This window comes from Paenibacillus sp. BK720 (genome assembly GCF_011761545.1).
Taxonomy (GTDB): domain Bacteria; phylum Bacillota; class Bacilli; order Paenibacillales; family Paenibacillaceae; genus Pristimantibacillus.
In genome coordinates, this window is sequence record NZ_JAASRQ010000005.1 from 289,431 (window position 1) to 306,054 (window position 16,624).

19 protein-coding genes are annotated in these 16,624 nt (G+C 53.7%); 15 read left to right on the plus strand and 4 right to left on the minus strand.

Annotated features, from left to right (window positions below; translation table 11 throughout):
* Positions 1-31: 31 nt before the first annotated feature.
* Positions 32-235 carry a hypothetical protein gene (locus FHT67_RS20250; RefSeq protein ID WP_167201048.1) on the minus strand — a complete coding sequence of 68 codons (204 nt, stop codon included), beginning with the start codon at positions 233-235 and terminating at the stop codon, positions 32-34.
* A 156-nt stretch (positions 236-391) separates the two neighbouring features.
* On the opposite strand from FHT67_RS20250, the gene speD reads away from it, so the two are divergent.
* From speD to FHT67_RS20270, 4 genes are all read left to right on the plus strand, one after another.
* The gene (gene speD, locus FHT67_RS20255) at positions 392-1,201 is read left to right on the plus strand and encodes an adenosylmethionine decarboxylase (protein ID WP_015846969.1); all 810 of its coding nucleotides are present in this window, start codon (positions 392-394) and stop codon (positions 1,199-1,201) included.
* A gap of 205 nt (positions 1,202-1,406) precedes the next feature.
* Positions 1,407-1,895 carry a CYTH domain-containing protein gene (locus FHT67_RS20260; RefSeq protein ID WP_132313498.1) on the plus strand — a complete coding sequence of 163 codons (489 nt, stop codon included), beginning with the start codon at positions 1,407-1,409 and terminating at the stop codon, positions 1,893-1,895.
* Between the two features lie 12 nt (positions 1,896-1,907).
* Positions 1,908-2,501, plus strand: coding sequence for a P-loop nucleotide/nucleoside kinase family protein (locus FHT67_RS20265; protein WP_132313496.1), 594 nt, complete (start codon positions 1,908-1,910; stop codon positions 2,499-2,501).
* Positions 2,485-3,030 (plus strand): hypothetical protein, encoded by a 546-nt coding sequence (locus tag FHT67_RS20270; RefSeq protein WP_167201050.1) that lies wholly within the window; start codon positions 2,485-2,487, stop codon positions 3,028-3,030. The genes FHT67_RS20265 and FHT67_RS20270 overlap by 17 nt, the downstream gene beginning before the upstream one ends.
* 96 nt (positions 3,031-3,126) lie before the next feature.
* Here the strand turns inward: FHT67_RS20270 and FHT67_RS20275 are convergent, their stop codons facing one another.
* Entirely contained in the window at positions 3,127-4,152 is a 1,026-nt protein-coding gene (locus tag FHT67_RS20275; RefSeq protein ID WP_167201052.1) for a substrate-binding domain-containing protein, read from the minus strand.
* 360 nt (positions 4,153-4,512) lie between these two features.
* Between FHT67_RS20275 and FHT67_RS20280 the strand changes: the two genes are divergently transcribed.
* Genes FHT67_RS20280 through FHT67_RS20300 form a run of 5 tightly spaced genes read left to right on the plus strand, consistent with a single transcriptional unit; the run spans position 4,513 to position 9,652 of the window.
* Entirely contained in the window at positions 4,513-5,847 is a 1,335-nt protein-coding gene (locus FHT67_RS20280) for an ABC transporter substrate-binding protein (RefSeq protein ID WP_167201054.1), read from the plus strand.
* A gap of 15 nt (positions 5,848-5,862) precedes the next feature.
* Positions 5,863-6,738 carry a carbohydrate ABC transporter permease gene (locus tag FHT67_RS20285; RefSeq protein ID WP_132313488.1) on the plus strand — a complete coding sequence of 292 codons (876 nt, stop codon included), beginning with the start codon at positions 5,863-5,865 and terminating at the stop codon, positions 6,736-6,738.
* The gene (locus FHT67_RS20290) at positions 6,725-7,564 is read left to right on the plus strand and encodes a carbohydrate ABC transporter permease (protein WP_132313486.1); all 840 of its coding nucleotides are present in this window, start codon (positions 6,725-6,727) and stop codon (positions 7,562-7,564) included. Before FHT67_RS20285 ends, FHT67_RS20290 begins: the two co-directional genes overlap by 14 nt.
* A 22-nt stretch (positions 7,565-7,586) precedes the next feature.
* Positions 7,587-8,534, plus strand: coding sequence for an MTP-1 family protein (locus FHT67_RS20295; protein ID WP_167201056.1), 948 nt, complete (start codon positions 7,587-7,589; stop codon positions 8,532-8,534).
* A gap of 56 nt (positions 8,535-8,590) precedes the next feature.
* Positions 8,591-9,652 carry a BtaManbiosPhlase gene (locus tag FHT67_RS20300; protein WP_132313482.1) on the plus strand — a complete coding sequence of 354 codons (1,062 nt, stop codon included), beginning with the start codon at positions 8,591-8,593 and terminating at the stop codon, positions 9,650-9,652.
* A 570-nt stretch (positions 9,653-10,222) separates the two neighbouring features.
* Here FHT67_RS20300 and FHT67_RS20305 read toward each other — a convergent pair.
* A complete protein-coding gene (locus FHT67_RS20305; RefSeq protein ID WP_167201058.1) occupies positions 10,223-11,035 on the minus strand; it encodes an ABC transporter permease subunit in 813 nt (270 codons plus the stop codon).
* The gene (locus FHT67_RS20310; protein WP_167201060.1) at positions 11,032-11,943 is read right to left on the minus strand and encodes an ABC transporter ATP-binding protein; all 912 of its coding nucleotides are present in this window, start codon (positions 11,941-11,943) and stop codon (positions 11,032-11,034) included. The genes FHT67_RS20305 and FHT67_RS20310 overlap by 4 nt, the downstream gene beginning before the upstream one ends.
* Positions 11,944-12,099: 156 nt before the next feature.
* On the opposite strand from FHT67_RS20310, the gene FHT67_RS20315 reads away from it, so the two are divergent.
* The 6 genes from FHT67_RS20315 to FHT67_RS20340 all read left to right on the plus strand — a co-directional run bounded on the left by FHT67_RS20315 (position 12,100) and on the right by FHT67_RS20340 (position 16,573).
* Positions 12,100-12,708 carry a TetR/AcrR family transcriptional regulator gene (locus FHT67_RS20315; RefSeq protein ID WP_165930778.1) on the plus strand — a complete coding sequence of 203 codons (609 nt, stop codon included), beginning with the start codon at positions 12,100-12,102 and terminating at the stop codon, positions 12,706-12,708.
* Between the two features lie 66 nt (positions 12,709-12,774).
* Positions 12,775-12,951 carry a DUF3934 family protein gene (locus FHT67_RS20320; protein ID WP_127499107.1) on the plus strand — a complete coding sequence of 59 codons (177 nt, stop codon included), beginning with the start codon at positions 12,775-12,777 and terminating at the stop codon, positions 12,949-12,951.
* Positions 12,952-13,200: 249 nt separating this feature from the next.
* Positions 13,201-13,893, plus strand: a complete 693-nt coding sequence (gene tenA / locus FHT67_RS20325; RefSeq protein WP_167201062.1) for a thiaminase II — start codon at positions 13,201-13,203, stop codon at positions 13,891-13,893.
* Positions 13,890-14,714 carry an ATP-binding cassette domain-containing protein gene (locus tag FHT67_RS20330; RefSeq protein ID WP_167201063.1) on the plus strand — a complete coding sequence of 275 codons (825 nt, stop codon included), beginning with the start codon at positions 13,890-13,892 and terminating at the stop codon, positions 14,712-14,714. The genes tenA and FHT67_RS20330 overlap by 4 nt, the downstream gene beginning before the upstream one ends.
* Positions 14,714-15,463 carry an ABC transporter permease gene (locus tag FHT67_RS20335; RefSeq protein WP_132310919.1) on the plus strand — a complete coding sequence of 250 codons (750 nt, stop codon included), beginning with the start codon at positions 14,714-14,716 and terminating at the stop codon, positions 15,461-15,463. Before FHT67_RS20330 ends, FHT67_RS20335 begins: the two co-directional genes overlap by 1 nt.
* A 90-nt stretch (positions 15,464-15,553) precedes the next feature.
* Complete coding sequence (locus FHT67_RS20340) at positions 15,554-16,573, plus strand: ABC transporter substrate-binding protein (RefSeq protein WP_167201065.1); 1,020 nt, start codon at positions 15,554-15,556, stop codon at positions 16,571-16,573.
* The last annotated feature ends 51 nt before the right edge of the window (positions 16,574-16,624 follow it).

The window sequence follows — 16,624 nt, forward strand, 5'->3', positions numbered from 1 at the left end:
GGCATCGCGGAGACCTTTTTTCGTGAACGGTTTAGTTCTCGGGTTCGTCGTCTTCGGCGTACGAGCCGATTCGGTATTCGTCGGTCTTCTCGCCGTCCTCCCAAATTTCGACGAACAGCGCATCGCTGTTCTCGAAATCCTCCGGGTTCAGCGACTGTACCTTTTCATGGTCATCGCCGACGTATACATTTTCCATCCCGTCCTCCGAGAACGAGACAACGACGTAAATTTTCATGATTGCAGGCCCTCCAATGCAATTCTTTATTGAAGCAGTATACCATAAACGGCTTATCTCGCACCTGCCTTCATCATGAGATTATTGCCATAATTTGAATCAGCCCCGGAAAAATGGGTAATAGTAGTGGAAGAGTTAGGAACGGGGGGATTAAAGATGAAGTTTACGCCCGAGCAGAGGATTACGCTGCATGGTTTTAACAATTTGACGAAGTCGCTCAGCTTCAATATGTACGATATCTGTTATACGAAGACGAAGGAAGAGCGCGAGGCTTATATCGAGTACATTGACGAGCAGTACAATTCCGACCGGCTTACGAAAATATTGAAGCAGGTTGCCGACATCATCGGCGCGCATGTGCTGAACATTGCCAAGCAGGATTACGTACCGCAAGGCGCCAGCGTCACGATTCTGGTCTCGGAAGGGCCAATCGTGGAGGTACCGACCGAATCGACGTTTGACGAGTCGCCGGGTCCGCTTCCGGACAATGTCGTGCTGCAGCTGGACAAAAGCCATATTACCGTTCATACGTATCCGGAATATCATCCAAGCGAAGGGATTAGTACCTTCCGTGCCGATATCGACGTGGCTACCTGCGGGGAGATTTCGCCGCTTAAGGCGCTTAATTATTTGATTCATTCGTTTGATACGGACATTATGACGATCGATTACCGGGTTCGGGGTTTTACAAGGGACATTAACGGCAACAAGCTGTTTATCGACCATGACATCAACTCGATCCAGAATTACATTCCGGACGAAGTGATTGACCAATACGACATGATTGACGTAAACGTCTATCAGGAAAATATCTTTCACACCAAATGCAAGCTTCGCGAGTTTGATCTCAACAACTACCTGTTCGGGTATACGAAGGATAAGCTGAGCATGGACGAGCAGAAGGAAATTACGGAGCGTCTGACAGACGAGATGTACGAGATCTTTTACGGAAAAAATATTAAATGAGGTTATGGACCGGGGGATGAGCCATCTCCCGGTTTTTGGCGCGTCCCGGCAGCCGATTAAATTCTAAGGATTTATATAAGCTTTTTCCTCTATCAGGGCTTAGAATTCACCGGAATGAAACGCGCTCCGCCACCATTAAATGGCGAAGTCCGTTTCACCTTGTGGTATGATTAAGCAAATTCATGTTTATGGGGGAGAACGATTCATGGCATTAGAAATCGAACGCAAATTTTTGCTGGCCGTACCGTATGAGCAGCTGGAGGGCCGGATTCAGGTACGCTCCGAGCAGCGGATCGAGCAGACCTATTTGGCGCTGGAAGCCGACCAGGAGCTGCGCGTCCGCCGGATAACGGATGTGGACAACGGAGAGATTACATACACGCATACGTTCAAGAAGGGATTTGGCATTAAGCGCGAGGAAGTTGAATACGAGATCAACGAGGGGCTATACGAGCAGGTCGTAAAGGCGTTTGGCGCCGTTGCCCTGACGAAAAACCGGATTACGGCGGAATGGAACGGCATCGGAATCGAGATCGATATTTACGACCAGATTCAGCTTACCGTCCTTGAGGTGGAGTTCGATTCCGAGGAAGCCGCTCATTCGTTCGAGGCGCCGGAATGGTTCGGAGAGGACATCAGCAGCTCGAAGGAATACAGCAACAAGACCGTCTGGAAGCAGCTGCAGCGGAAGTAGGAGGCGATAGACATGAGGAAGCTTGTGTTTTTCGTCGGCGGCGCGGGAGCGGGGAAAACAACGCTGGCCAAGGCGCTTGCCCGTAAACGCGGCGCGGCGGTATTCGATATGGATACGATGCTGCGGCCTGCAGCCGTGCAAATTATGACGGTAGCCGGGCTGGACCCGAATGACCGCGATTCGGAAGACTATAAGAAGCTGTGCCGGGATCTCGGCTACCGGATTACGATGGATGCCGCGCTCGAAAATATCGGCGTTGGCACGGATGCCTTCGTCATCGGCCCGTTTACGAAGGAAATCGGCGATCCGTCCTGGATCGCGGAGGAGCTGGCTTCGGCCGGCGCTTCCCTGGACGACGTCGAGGTGAAGGCGGTTGTGGTCTATTTGCGGGATGAAGATATGCATTACAGCCGGATCGAGGAGCGTGGGCTTGCGACGGATCGATACAAGCTGGTGCACTGGGATTCCTTCGCCCGTTCGCTTGGGCGCAGAACGATTGCGTGGGAGCTTCCGGAATCGTCGGTGCTGTATTACGACAATTCGCGTCCCTTTGACGAAGCGGCTTTGGAGCGGCTGGAGGAGTTCGTGTATGGCGATGTTATTTGACCCAACCATCTTCGATAATTTGAAGGTCGCCTTGGAAAATCAGCTGTACGATCTGGACAATCTGGACGAACGGATTCGGGTCGTAAACCGCGTGGACCGGTTGGATATGGCCGTGATGGGGCGCGAGTTCGCCCTGCGATTCGTATTAGCCGGCACCGACCGGGAGAAGCGAATTGTCGGCGAAATCCGGCTGGATACCTCGCTCCGCGACCTGGCGACGGAGCTGCTGGAGCTGCAGGAAGGCGATCCGCCCGGCTGCAGTCTCCGCCTGCGGTTCCATCTGGCCATGCCGGACGCGGAAACGCAATGTCCGCGAATCGAAGCGGCCGTTAGGGAGCAATGGGGAACGGAGGTATCGCTTACCCAGACGCTTAGCTTCGTGTACGGAAGCGGGAGTGGGGGCATCCCCTTGTACGAGAACGCGGTGGAGCTGCGCTTCAACCGCCGCATTGACGAGGAGCAAATGAATGATTTGCCCGAGCTGATTGAGTATATGCTGCTTACGCTTGAGGCGCTGGAACGGCTCTAGAATATGGCAAAGCGAATACATACGCATACCTGATGACAGAGTGGCCGAGCATGATTCATGCTGGCCGCTTTTTTTGTGCCTGTCGCAAGTCGGAGCTTAATTCCGCTGTATAGCCGGACCGGTGGAACCTCTCACGAGCAGCTTGGTGGAGAGCAAGGTCTCCGTCTTGGGCTGCTCCGAATCGTTAAGTCTGCTGAGCAATCTTTCAACGGCGCAACGCGCGTAAAGATGAAGATCGACATCGACCGTTGTGATTGGCGGCGTGGCCAGCCTGGACAGGTAGCCGTTGTCGAAGCTGACCACGGATACATCCTCCGGCACGCGCAATCCCATCTGCTGCAAAGCCGAATTGACCATAAAGCCGAACCCGTCGTTAACGCAGAACCAGGCGGTTGGAAGATCGGTAATTCCCTCCAGGAGCTTTCGAATTTCTCCGCTTTCCTCCTTCGCCGTGGTTACGAGCCACTGTTCCTCAAGCTCGATTCCAAGCTCGAAAGCGGCCAGTCTCATCCCCTCGAGCCGTTCGTAATAGCTTGGCGAGACGCGGATATTTCCCATGTACCCGATTTTTCTGTGCCCCAGATTAGCCAGATGGCGGATTGCCTCGTACGCGCTAAACCGGTTGTTGGTCAGAATAGAGTCGGCAGCGAGATCCGGATGGTGATGGTCAATCAACACGGAAGGAATGCCGGTATCGAGAATGGCGCGAATATAAGGCGTCGTTATATGAGACAAAATAAGAATGCCGTCAACAGCGCGCTGCTGTAAAAAAGGCGGCAGCGTGAGGGAGGCTGCATCCTCCGGGCTGATGGATTGGATAATAAGCTCGATGCCCTTTTGTTTCAATTCCTTATCGACGCTCAGATAAATATCGCCGAAGAAGCTTTTCATGGAAAATGCATAATTCGAAGCGATTAGGGCGATCGTACGCGGAGCAGAATGCAGAGCTGCCGGCTGGTCGACCCGCTTGCTGTATACATAACCCATGTCGTCCGCCGTCTGCATAATCAAGCGGCGCGTCTCATCGCTTACGCCCGGTTTGCCGGTGAGCGCTTGAGATATGGAATTCTTGGACAAGCTTAGCTTGTCTGCGATATCCTGCATCGTTACTTTTCTGTTCACGAGGTCAACCTCCGTCGGGACTTTGATTTCGGCGCTGCGCGTAAGCGCGGAACGCTAAAATTGTGCTCGTTTTCTATAATTGTTCCCGTTCCTCGAAAGGGTGTCAAGCCGCACTTGCGGTATTTGAAAAGCGGGCGGGGAACGGTTTGTTCAATATCTATTGTAACGTTACAAATCAATTTAGTAAAGTAATTAGTAAGGTTGTTATGAAGGGGGATATCAAGATAATCACTTGACAAGGTCATTCTGACAGCGCATAATAAGGGTCGTAAACGCTTCCAGTTACTTTATGTCATGTGATGCAGCATGACGGGATTAATTTGTAATTATAAAATCATGTTTTTGGGAGGTCATTGTTCCATGAAGAAAAAAGCACCGGTTCTGCTTACCACTATCGTGGCGCTTGGAATGCTTAGTGCCTGCTCGACAGGCCAAGGCGGCCAGAATCAGACGGGAAACAGCTCGTCGAGCGAAGGCAAGGTTACGACTATCGAATTTTGGGCGGCTCCAAACCCGACCCAGCAAGCTTATTGGCAGGAGCTTGCCAAGGCTTACGAGGCAACAAACGACAAGGTGAAGATCAATGTCAGCGCCATTAAGGAATCGCCGACGTCCGAGGCCAGCATTCAATCCGCCATCGCGGCGAAGAGCGCGCCAACGATCTCCGAAAACATTAACCGCGGCTTCGCTGCTCAGCTGTCTAACAGTAAGGCGCTAGTACCGCTCGATACGCTGGAAGGCTACAACGATATTATTCAAGGACGCAACATGACCAAAACGATCGAGCCATGGAAGTTCGCGGACGGCCATCAATACGTGCTGCCGATCTACTCCAACCCGATGCTGTTCGGATGGCGCCTGGATGTTCTGAAGGAGCTTGGCTATAACGAGCCGCCGAAGACATACAGCCAAGTGCTTGAGGTGACCAAGAAGCTGAAGGCGAAATACGGGGATAAGAAGTTCCTGTGGGCGAAGCCGGATCTTGCCGATCCTACGGCCTGGAAGCGCTGGTTTGATTTCTACATGCTGTATGACGCGGCTTCGAACGGCAACAAGTTCATTGAAGGCAATCAATTCACCGGGGACGAGAAAGCCGGAACCGAAGTGCTTACCTTTGTAGACAACCTGCGCAAGGAGAACGGTCTTCTTTCCCGTCAGGTGACGGATCCGTTCGAGAACGGAACGGGCATCTTCACCGACGTTGGGCCGTGGACCTTCACAACCTGGGCAGAAAAATATCCGAACCTGAAGTTTAACGAAACGTACGCGCTTAGCATGCCTCCTGTACCGGACGACGTTGATCCTGCGCAAAGCAAAACGTTCGCCGATACGAAAGGACTTGTTATCTACGCTTCCGCAACGAAAGAACAGCAGCAGGCTGCGCTTGATTTCATCAAGTGGGTATATAGCGACGCGAATAACGATGCCAAGTGGTTCAAGCAGACCAATCTGCCGCCGGCGCGCGACGACCTGTCGACAAACGAATCGTTCAAGGCGATCCTTGGCGAGAAGCCTCAGCTGAAGCCATATGCGGATAACGTGCCAAATGCCGTGCCGCCGATGGATAATGCCAAATACAACGACCTGCAGACGATTATTGGCGAGCAGGCATTCAATAAAGTCGTCAAGGGCGAAATCGCCCCAACGGAGGGCTGGGCGGCCATGAAGTCCGCTTTGGAAAAAGCCCTGAAGTAAGGGAGGCTCCTGCTCATGGACCAACGCAATAACAAGCTGGGCTGGTTATTTACCAGCCCTTATCTCATCTATTCCTTGATCTTCTTTTTCGGGCCTCTGATCTGGTCGTTCTTCCTGTCTATCACGGACTGGGACCTGATTGCCCCGACCTTCAATTTCGTAGGCTTCGCCAATTTTATGGACGCTTTGCAGGATTCGAGCGTGCATGCGGCTTTTTGGAATACGTACAAGTTCATGATGATTTTTGTTCCGCTCGTTACCGTATTGGCGATTGGTGTGGCGGTGCTCGTGCACGGATTGAACCGGTTCAAAAGCTTGTTCCTTATCGGGTTCTTCCTGCCTTACCTGAGCTCGGGCGTAGTTAGCGCGCTGATCGTAAAAGGCTTGCTTTCCTATACGAGCCCCGTAAACGTCTCTCTGCGAGGCATCGGGCTGGATATCAACTGGCTGGGGTCGCCGTTTTCGGCGCTCTGCGTGGTAGGGGCGATTCTTGCCTGGAAATTCACGGGCTATTACGCGCTTATCATTACTTCGGGTCTTGAGAGCATCGACAAGGAAGTGTACGAAGCCGCCGCGATTGACGGCGTGAAGGACAGCCAACGGTTCTGGCGCATTACGCTTCCGCTGCTTTATCCGTCGCTGTATACGACGCTTATTCTGGCGTTTGGCGTTACCTTCGGCATCTTCACCGAGGTGTATCAATTGACGGGAGGCGGACCGGGGCACGCGACTAACACGTGGCAGATGGAAATATTCAAGCAGGCGTTCCAGAACATGCAGGTCGGCTACGCATCCGCGGTAGCGCTGCTGGCTTCGGTGGCGACGTTTATTTCCATCTTCATTATCCGCAAAATTTTGGAGATTTGGGGGAAGCGCAATGGTTGGGTCTAAAAAGCACAGCGGTACGAGAAAAGCTGTTCGATACGGAATCGCGGCCGTGCTTCTGCTCATTATGGTGTATCCGTATCTGTATATGGTACTCAGCTCCTTCGCGGATTGGACGCAGATCGACAAGCAGCTCTTTCCGACCAAATTCACGATCAAGTCTTACGAGTGGCTCTTTAATGGCGGCGAGACCGGTATTACACGGCCTTGGTTAAACGCCTTTTTTAACAGTATCTTTGTTTCGCTCGCTTCTACGGCGCTTATGATGTTTTTCGGCATCATGGTCGCTTACGCATTGTCGAAGCTGAACTTCTTCGGCCGGAACGCGATCAACAACTTTGTTCTGTTCCATATGTTTTTCCCGGCTATCATTCTGCTCGTGCCGTCGTTTCTGATCATTCAGCGCGTGGGCTTGTATGATACGTATCCGGGGCTTATCATTCCGAAGGCCGTCAGTTTATGGGCGATTTTTATGTACACGAACTTCTTCAAGGCCGTGCCGACCGTCTTTATTGAAGCGGCTAAGCTGGACGGGGCGTCCGATTTGAAAATCATGTTCCGGATCATGCTGCCGATGTCGAAGTCGATTACGACCGTTATCTTCCTGTTCCTGCTCATGGAGCGGTGGACGGAGCTGCTGTGGGATATGATTGCGGTGAAGAGCGACTCCATGCTGACGCTAAACGTATTATTGTCCCAGATGTTTGGGCCATACGGATCTTATCCGGGCCCACTGTACGCGGCTTCAACGATCCTGACGCTGCCGATTATTGTGATGTTCCTCATATTCAGCAAGAAATTCCAAGAGGGCATGCAGTTCAGCCTGAAATAATCTTCCTTGGAGGTAACGAATCATGACCGTTCACGAACGAAAAGCCGGCAGCGCGCTAAGCTGCTCGGAGCTTCTCGAAGCTTACCGCGCCTCCGGTGCACGGGCCGACAACCCGTCGCGTATCGCCTTTGAAGGCGTAGGCGGCAAAGACGTGTACAACATCGCGGCCCCAATCCGGGAGAATGGGGCCGACATCATTCCGGGACGCGTGGAATCGCGGGACAGCGAACATTCCGACGTCATTTTCTTTACGGAACAAGACGGCAAATGGCTTCCGGTAGAGGATGCTCCCGTATTGGCTCTGCAGGATCCGTTTCACTGCCGTATTGGCGGGGAGCTGGTGCTTGGAGGCGTCGAGATCTATCCGCATCCGGAACGGGAGGACGCGCTGATGTGGCGCACGGTGTTCTACCGCGGAAGCGGCATACGCGATTTAAAGCCCTTCTTCAAAGGGCCTGACGGAATGAAGGATATCCGTCTTGTCGAGCTTCCTGACGGCAGCGTTGGGGTCTTCACCCGCCCGCAAGGCGAGAAGGGCGGCCGCGGCAAGATCGGCTTCGCCCGGGTTGCTTCGCTGGATGCCTTAACGAAGAAGGTTATCGACGATGCGCCGCTGCTTGAAGGACAATTTGCGGAAGGCGAATGGGGCGGCGCGAACGAAGCCCATTTGCTGAAGGACGGCCGCGTGGGCGTGCTCGGGCATACCGCTTGCTTCGATGAAGCAGGAGACCGTCACTATTATCCGATGGCCTTCGTGTTTGATCCGCGGGATGCTTCGTTTACCGGTATGGCGATCATTGCCGAGCGCAGCCGATTCCTGCCCGGACCGTCCAAAAGGCCGGACCTGCAGGACGTTGTCTTCAGCGGCGGCCTTGTGAGGCGGGAGGACGGCAGCGCCTTGCTGTATGCCGGCATCAGCGATGCCGACGCTCAGACTCTGGTTATCGCCGATCCTTTTGTCGGTTTGTAATATTTACCCGGCCCAATGCGGCCGTTCAAGCAATGAACGAAAGAAGGAATCATCTTATGAACATTTACAGATATGAACAGAACCCGCTGGTTACGCCGGCGGACGTGAAGCCGCACCGCCCCGATTTCGAAGTTATCGGCGCGTTCAACGCCGGTATTGCCGAATATAACGGCGAAGTCATTATGCTGCTCCGCGTCGCGGAACGGCCTATCAGCCCGGATCCGAACGTCGTGCTGGCTCCGGTCTATAACGTGGAACGAAACGATCTGGACCTTTTCCCGATCCGTTTGGACGACGCGCGTTATGATTTTTCCGATCCTCGCGTCATCGTACGGAAGGAGAACGCTCCGTCTTTTGAATACCTGACTTCCTTGTCCTACTTGCGCATTGCGCGGAGCAAAGACGGACGGCATTTTACCATCGACGATCATCCGTTTGTGTATCCGTCCCAGTCGCTTGAGACGTTTGGGATCGAGGATCCCCGCATTACGCAGATCGGGGATACCTACTATATTTACTTCTCGGCGGTTTCGCCGGTTGGCATCGGGGAATCGCTCGTGTCGACGAAGGATTTCGAGAACGTCACTCATCATGGGATGATCTTTGGCCCGGACAACAAAGACGTGCTTATTTTCCCGGAGCGCGTAAACGGCAAGTATTACGCGCTGCACCGTCCAACAACGAAGAGCTGCGGGCGCCCGGAGATGTGGATTGCCGAGTCCGACAACCTGCTCTACTGGGGCAATCACCGCCATTTGATCGGACTGCGCGACGGCATGTGGGACAGCGGACGCCTGGGCGGCGGCGCCGTGCCAATCAAGACGGACAAAGGCTGGCTCGAGCTGTACCATGGCGCGACCAAGGATAACCGTTACTGCATGGGCGCGGTGCTGCTCGACTTGAACGACCCGTCCAAGGTTATCGCCCGTTCCGGCAATCCGATTATGGAGCCGGAGGCCGACTATGAACGGAACGGCTTCTTCGGCGGGGTCGTCTTCTCTTGCGGCGCGCTGGTAGACGGCGATCGCATCCGCATGTATTACGGAGCTGCCGATACGTCCATGGCTTGCGCCGAGCTTAGCTTAAGCGAGATTCTGGATAGTCTGGAAGCCGTGTAAGACGGGCAAAAAAGCCATCCCATCTGCCTTTGGCAAGGGATGGCTTTTTAGTCATGCGTTCTTGTGCGGCGTTGGGATAAAACTCTGGCAGGGTTTTATCGGACGAAATCGGAATAATAGTAGTGATCATAAGACCCCGTGAGGGTCTTATTGGCTTAGGTTGGGCGAGAAACGTGGGTGTTGAGGACGAGGTGGCCTAAGAGTATGTCGGATTTAACCGGATAAGGTCCCTGAGGGATCTTATCTGGCTCCGCAAGGTGAAATATGAAGTCCTTAAGGTCCCTCAGAGACCTTAAGGACTAACGAAAGCCCGAATTGGCAAGAAAAATGCCAATGCTTGCACATTTAAGGGCCCTAAGGGATCTTAAGCTTCCTTGCTAAGACAAAAAGAAAGCCGTTAAGGCCCTTTAGGGACCTTAACGGCGCAATTGAGTATGTGCACGCAAGCGAGTGCTCTGCTCCAGGTTGTGTGCTGCAGGCTGGATGGTATCCCAGCGCTTATGCCATCCCCGTGTCCGGTGGCCGGACGCGGCAACTTTCCCCAGCCGTTTACGGTGAACGCTGCGGCCGTTACAGCGGCAAATCCCGCCGGCTGAAGCCGATAACGCCTGCGGCGTAGCAGGCGAGACCAATCGCCAGCAGCACCAGCGAGGAGAGCAGCGGATCGCCGCTGCCGGCAGCGATGTCGCTTGGCCGGTACAGGGAGAAAATCGAAATGTACCTCAGCCACTCCACGCTGTCGCTGATTTTGCCAAGCATATCAAGCGCGAACATGCCGATAACGATAAATCCGGAGGTGCCAAGCGCCTTTTTCTCATCGTTCGTCACCGAGGAGATCAGAAAGGTAATGCCGCTTGCGGCAATAAACAGCATCCAGGCAACGACGTTCATCTCAATGTACCGCCCACCGTTAAACGCAAATTTGTCTCCGATGAACCATACATAACCGAGCATACCGGCACAGGTCGTTACCAGCATGATCATCAGGAGCCCCGTGGACAACACGCCTGCCTGGGTTGCCGCAACCTGCCTCCGGGTAGTTGGCGTGGATAGCAGATACGACATCGAGCCTTGATCCACCAAGCGGGCCATGAGACCGGTCGACAGCATAATGCAGAAGATGGACAGCAGAAGAGGAAGGATAAGACCGTAATATTCGCCGGAAATAAAAGCTTCCATGCTGCCAAAGCCGCCTTGGATATTAAAAGCATTTACAATGCCTTCCGGCATCGATTTCAACAGTTCATTCAACGCGCCGGTATTGTCCGCGATGCCGGGATACAGCCAGAACATCAGCAGGATATAAAAGGCAGAGCCAAACGCGTAATTGCTCATGCCCTTCAGATGAATCTTCATCATTTGCTTGAACAGGGGAAGGTTCATAAAGCGGCAGCCTCCTTTCCGTCCTTATCGTTCTTTCGGTCATAGTACTGCATAAAGACGTCCTCGAGATTTTGCGCGGTAATGTCCAGGCTGCGCACTTTGAATTTCGCGGCTTCATGAATCAGCTCGTTATAATTGCCTTGAACGGCCACGGTAACCCGTTTTCCGTCGCGGGACTCCACCGGTACGCGGCCGCTCTTAACGAAAGCCTCGGCATCCTCCGGATGCTCGAATACGATGACAACCAGCTTTCGCTGCATCGACTGCAGCTCGTGAATGTTATTGGTGGCGACCAAACGGCCGTCCTTTATAATCGCGGCGCGGTCGCAGGTCCGCTCAATCTCCGGGAAGCTGTGGGAGGACATAAGGAAGGTGGTACCGCGGGCTTTCTCCTCCAGCACAAGCTCAATAAACAGCTGCTGCATCAACGGATCAAGGCCGGACGTCGGCTCATCCAGAATAATCAGCTCCGGTCTATGCATAAAAGCGGCGACAATGCCGACCTTCTGCTTCATCCCTTTGGACATTTTGCGGATCGGGGTGGAGACGTCGAACTGAAGCCGTTCGATCAGTTCCTTGCGTCGCGCCGCGCTGTCCACGCGCTGCATGCGGGCCAGAAAATCCAGAAAGTCCTTGCCCGTCATTCCTTCGATAAAAGCAATCTCCCCCGGCAAATAGCCGACCAGCTTCTGCACGATCCCTTGCTGCTTCCAAGTGTCCAGTCCTTTAATCGACGCGCTTCCGTTGTCCGGCTTCATAAAGCCCATGATATGGCGGATCGTTGTGGATTTTCCGGCGCCGTTAGGGCCAAGAAAGCCGAACACCTCACCTTGCTCCACGGTAAAGGACACATCGGAAATCCCTTTGCCGCCAGGAAAAAGCTTCGTCAAACCGTCTACGACCAGCATGCTGACCGCACCTTCTTTCGAGAAATTATGAAATATTAATAGACCTATATTTCATCATTATGATAGGCTCGGTCAAAAGAGAAGTCAATGGGTTATGAAATATTTATATGTTATAATTTCATTACTTTCATATTTATTTTAGAGCCGGAGGGTAACATGAACGGATTCGAAAAAAGAGCCGAGCAGCTTAAAGCGAAGATCAGGGCGGCCGTCCTCGCCATGCTTCAGACCTGCGAGCCTAAACATATCCGCATTGCCGACATTGCGGCCGAGGCAGGGGTGTCGCAGGTGACGATCTATAACTATTTTGGCAGCAAGGAGGATCTGATAAGGGAAGCTTTCAAGCATTACGTCGCGGAGCATGTCGACGATTTCGAAAGGTTTATGAGCAGCGGTCCAACGTTTCAGCAGTTCGTGGAGTATGTGGTTAAGGCCGATACCGAAGCCTTCCGCCGCTTCACGCCGGCATTCATCCAGCAGATGATGAGCGGCGATCCGGCGTTTACCGCTTATATCGATGAGGTCACGCAGCGGAGGGCAATGCCGCTTATGCATGCTTTTATCGAGGAGTGCAAGCGAAAGGGGCAAATCTCGGATAAAGTATCCACGGAGATGATTCTGACCTATGTGAACATGTTTGTGGCGCAATCCCAAAGGCTGCTGGAGGAGGCGCAGCAAAGCGGGAACGGCGAGCAATTCTTCGAGGAATTTCTCCACTTGTTCTTTTATGGCGTTTGCGGGATGGAACCGGGGACTGAAGCTTAAACATTGCTATTACCGCCCTGCTATTGATACAATACACCGTATTAGAGGACAAGGGAGCGGTATCGATTGACGAAAGCAAAAAAGAGCGGCATCGGACAAGGAACCGGCAAGAAGGGCTGGAGCCGTTGGGATAAGGCAGCCAAGAAGAAGAGCGCGAAGCGGGTATTCAGCAAAGGGCCGAAGGCCGGAGCAGGCAAGAAGGAAGAAGCCGGCGGAGCAAATAAACCGGATAGCGAAGAATAATAGGTTATTGCCTAACATTCACAGATCCGTTATAGTGAGTGTAATTGCATAATGCGTGCGGGTGCTGGATAAAGTCCGGCTGAGATAGGCTACTTGTTTGCCTGACCGTTAATCTGAACCAGGTAATGCTGGCGTAGAGAACCGATCGAATTACAGCCATTCGTGTATTCGCGGATGGCTTTTTCTGTTGTTCTAGCGCCCCCTCGTTAGTTACCGAAGGTTACTAAAGAAAAGGAGTGGCAGAAAGCAATGCAAACGAAAACGATAAGGACCGGCAAATTCACCGGGAGATTGTACGAGAGCTCGAAGGGGGTCTGGGAACGGAGCCACCGTCATCCTTTCCTCGAGGAGCTGAAGGCTGGGACGCTTGATCCCGCCAAGTTTATCTTTTACCTCAAGCAAGACTACGTCTACTTAATCGATTATGCCAAAATGTTCGCTTACGGCAGCATTAAGGCTAACGACCTCCATACGATGGGGAAGTTCTCCGAGCTGTGCCATTCCATTCTGAACGTGGAGATGGCGCTGCACCGGCAATACGCCGAGCGATTCGGCGTGACCAAGGAAGAGCTGGAGAGTACGGAACCGTCGCCTACCACTATCGCTTATACCAAATTTTTGCTTGACGTTGCCGCGCACGGCTCCCTCGCGGAGGTTGCGGCTGCCGTATTGCCTTGCATGTGGAGCTACCGGGAGATCGGCGTCCTGTTCGCCGAAGCGCCCGGCGCGCTTGATCATCCGCTATACCGGGATTGGATTCTGATGTACAGCTCCGAGGAGTTTGGCGAGCTTACCGATTGGTGCATCGGCATCATGGATAGGTTGGCCGAAGCTTTGCCGGAGCCGGAGCTGGCGAAGCTCGAGCGGCATTTCATCATGGCTTCCAAGCTTGAATATATGTTCTGGGATATGGCCTACCGAGAGGAAGAGTGGCCGGTGTGAACAGGCAACGGGTGACCTTAGAGAGGGCTCGGGAAGAAGACTTGCCGGGTTCGGCGGGCTTGACTGTTCAAGGGCTGACTTACCGGTTCGAAGGCGAGGAGCCGCTATTCGACGGTCTTGATCTGGAAGTGCCCGAGGGGCAATTCGTCAGCATCGTAGCCGCAAGCGGCATGGGCAAAACAACCCTGTTCCGTCTGCTTGCCGGTCTGCTCCAGCCTGAATCGGGCACGATCGCGGCAGCTGGCATCGATCCCGGCCAGCGCGGCACCATCGGCTATATGCCGCAGCGCGACTGCCTGATGCCTTGGCGGACGGTGCAGGATAACGCCGCTATCGGCCTGGAGCTTAACGGCGTGCCGAAGCGCGATGCGAGGCGAAGAGTGCTTGAGATGCTGCCCGAGCTGGGGCTGGCAGGCACGGAAGCGAAATACCCGCATGAGCTGTCGGGCGGCATGCGGCAGCGGGTATCGTTCCTCCGCTCCTTGCTTGCCGGCGGGGAGCTGATGCTTCTCGACGAACCGTTCAGCGCGCTTGACGCCATGACCCGGATCGGCATGCAGCAATGGCTGCTGCAGGTGTGGGAGAAGCATCGGAAGACGATCCTGTTCATCACGCATGATATCGACGAGGCGCTGCTGCTCTCGGACCAGGTGTTTGTTGCCGCATCGAGACCGATTAAGAAGCTTGAGCGGCTTGTAGTGGATTTACCAAGGCCGCGAACCTACGAGACTACGTTAGATGAACGGTTCGTTGACCTGAAGCGCCGGCTTCTAAAGCAGCTTGGCAGAATTGCCTCCGGCGCGGAAGGGGGCGCAGGCTGATGAAGCTGCTTAAGGATAAGCTTCCGATCCTCCTATTTATCCTACTGCTGGCCGGATGCTGGGAGCTTGGGCCCCGCGTATTTGATGTTCCGGCGTATATCATTCCGCGGCTGTCGGATGTTATTGCCGCGCTTGGAAGGCATGCAGCGCTGCTGAGCAAGCATTTTGCGCTGACGTTGTGGGAGGCGCTGCTTGGCCTGGTATTTTCGGTCGTGTTTGGCGTGTTGTCCGCGATCTGGATCGACGGCTCCAGCCTTGCGCGCAAAACGATTTATCCGTTAATCGTAGCTTCGCAGACCATTCCGATTATCGCTTTGTCGCCCATTATGGTCATGTGGTTTGGTTATGAGATCGGAAGCAAAATCTCGGTTGTTATTCTGTTTACCTTCTTCCCGGTGGCCGTCAATACGGCGGATGGCTTCCGCACGGCTGACCGCGAGATCGGGGAGCTTCTCCGTTCAATGGGAGCGGGGAAAGCGCAGCTGTTTCTGAAATGGAAGATTCCTTCCGCGCTGCCGTCCTTCTTCACCGGACTAAAGATGGCTGCCGCCATCAGCGTCGGAGGGGCTACGCTTGGCGAGTGGCTGGGCGGAGAATCCGGGCTTGGCGTCTACACGAAGCGTGCAGCGAATATGCTTCGCGGCGACGACGTGTTCGCCGGCGTGCTGCTGTTGTCGCTGATGGGCATTGCATTGTTTGTTGCCGCGCAAATCATGGAGAGACTGGTGCTTGGGCACCGGCGTGTTTAGATCATCTTACGAAGAAAGAACGGCCACCGCCAATACGGCTGGAGTCAGATAGATAAAAAAAGCAATTATTTTTAGGGAGAGATTATACTTATGTTCAGAAATCATAATCGATTTATCAAATCAGGATTAGCATTAGCCCTTGTATTCGCCTTATTGCTGACAGCGTGCTCTTCGGAGAAGAACGGCAGCGCCGGCAGCAATTCCGAGAAAAAGACGGAAGAGTTAACGGTGCTGCTGGACTGGTATCCGAATGCGGTACATACGTTTTTGTATGCGGCGGAGGAACAAGGGTATTTTGAAGAAGAAGGGCTTAAGGTCAAGCTCCAGACGCCTGCCGACACGAACGACGCGCTGAAGCTGGTCGCTACGGGCAAAGCCGATCTGGCGCTTAGCTACCAGACGCAAGTGGCCGTTGCCCGCTCGGAGGATATCCCGGTCGTGTCCGTCGGGGCGATTGTCCGCCATCCGCTGAATCAGCTGTTTGTGACGGAGGAGACGGGAATTAAAACGCCTAAGGATCTCGAAGGCAAAAAAATCGGTTATCCTTCCCTTCCTCTGGATGAAGCGATGGTTAATACCATGGTGAAGGCGGATGGGGGCGACCCGTCGAAATTAAATTATGTCGATATCGGCTGGGATCTGATTCCGGCGATGACAACAAACCGCGTCGATGGCATTATCGGCGGTTATATCAATCACGAGAAGCTGCTGCTCGAAAAGGAAGGCGAGAAGCTGATCTCGTTTAACCCGGCGGATTACGGCGTTCCGGATTACTACGAGCTGGTGCTGACGGCAAGCGAGAAAGAGCTCGGCAGCAAGGGCGACGCGATCAAACGGTTCCTCGCGGCCGCGGCGAAAGGCCAGGAATATACCGCAAGCCATCCGGATGAAGCGCTGAAGCTGCTGCTGGATAAGCAAAGCGCCGACTTCCCGCTGGATGCGGATATCGAGAAGCAAAGCCTGCAGATTTTGCTGCCGCTCATGGATGCGGGGGAAGAGCCTTTTGCCAGCCAATCCGAGGATTCCTGGAACAGCATTATTAATTGGCTGACGGAGCATGGTCAGATCAAGAAGCCGGTGAAGGCGGCGGATGCTTTCCGCAACTTATAGGTTATATTGAATGATGCTTACGAAGTAAGAATCGTCACAACGGCCTTAAAG

Bases quoted from the DNA above. Each gene is read 5' to 3' on its own strand.
- FHT67_RS20250 (WP_167201048.1), bottom strand. From the start codon at position 235: ATGAAAATTTACGTCGTTGTCTCGTTCTCGGAGGACGGGATGGAAAAT.
- speD (WP_015846969.1), top strand. From the start codon at position 392: ATGAAGTTTACGCCCGAGCAGAGGATTACGCTGCATGGTTTTAACAAT.
- FHT67_RS20260 (WP_132313498.1), top strand. From the start codon at position 1,407: ATGGCATTAGAAATCGAACGCAAATTTTTGCTGGCCGTACCGTATGAG.
- FHT67_RS20265 (WP_132313496.1), top strand. From the start codon at position 1,908: ATGAGGAAGCTTGTGTTTTTCGTCGGCGGCGCGGGAGCGGGGAAAACA.
- FHT67_RS20270 (WP_167201050.1), top strand. From the start codon at position 2,485: ATGGCGATGTTATTTGACCCAACCATCTTCGATAATTTGAAGGTCGCC.
- FHT67_RS20280 (WP_167201054.1), top strand. From the start codon at position 4,513: ATGAAGAAAAAAGCACCGGTTCTGCTTACCACTATCGTGGCGCTTGGA.
- FHT67_RS20285 (WP_132313488.1), top strand. From the start codon at position 5,863: ATGGACCAACGCAATAACAAGCTGGGCTGGTTATTTACCAGCCCTTAT.
- FHT67_RS20290 (WP_132313486.1), top strand. From the start codon at position 6,725: ATGGTTGGGTCTAAAAAGCACAGCGGTACGAGAAAAGCTGTTCGATAC.
- FHT67_RS20295 (WP_167201056.1), top strand. From the start codon at position 7,587: ATGACCGTTCACGAACGAAAAGCCGGCAGCGCGCTAAGCTGCTCGGAG.
- FHT67_RS20300 (WP_132313482.1), top strand. From the start codon at position 8,591: ATGAACATTTACAGATATGAACAGAACCCGCTGGTTACGCCGGCGGAC.
- FHT67_RS20305 (WP_167201058.1), bottom strand. From the start codon at position 11,035: ATGAACCTTCCCCTGTTCAAGCAAATGATGAAGATTCATCTGAAGGGC.
- FHT67_RS20310 (WP_167201060.1), bottom strand. From the start codon at position 11,943: ATGCTGGTCGTAGACGGTTTGACGAAGCTTTTTCCTGGCGGCAAAGGG.
- FHT67_RS20315 (WP_165930778.1), top strand. From the start codon at position 12,100: ATGAACGGATTCGAAAAAAGAGCCGAGCAGCTTAAAGCGAAGATCAGG.
- tenA (WP_167201062.1), top strand. From the start codon at position 13,201: ATGCAAACGAAAACGATAAGGACCGGCAAATTCACCGGGAGATTGTAC.
- FHT67_RS20335 (WP_132310919.1), top strand. From the start codon at position 14,714: ATGAAGCTGCTTAAGGATAAGCTTCCGATCCTCCTATTTATCCTACTG.
- FHT67_RS20340 (WP_167201065.1), top strand. From the start codon at position 15,554: ATGTTCAGAAATCATAATCGATTTATCAAATCAGGATTAGCATTAGCC.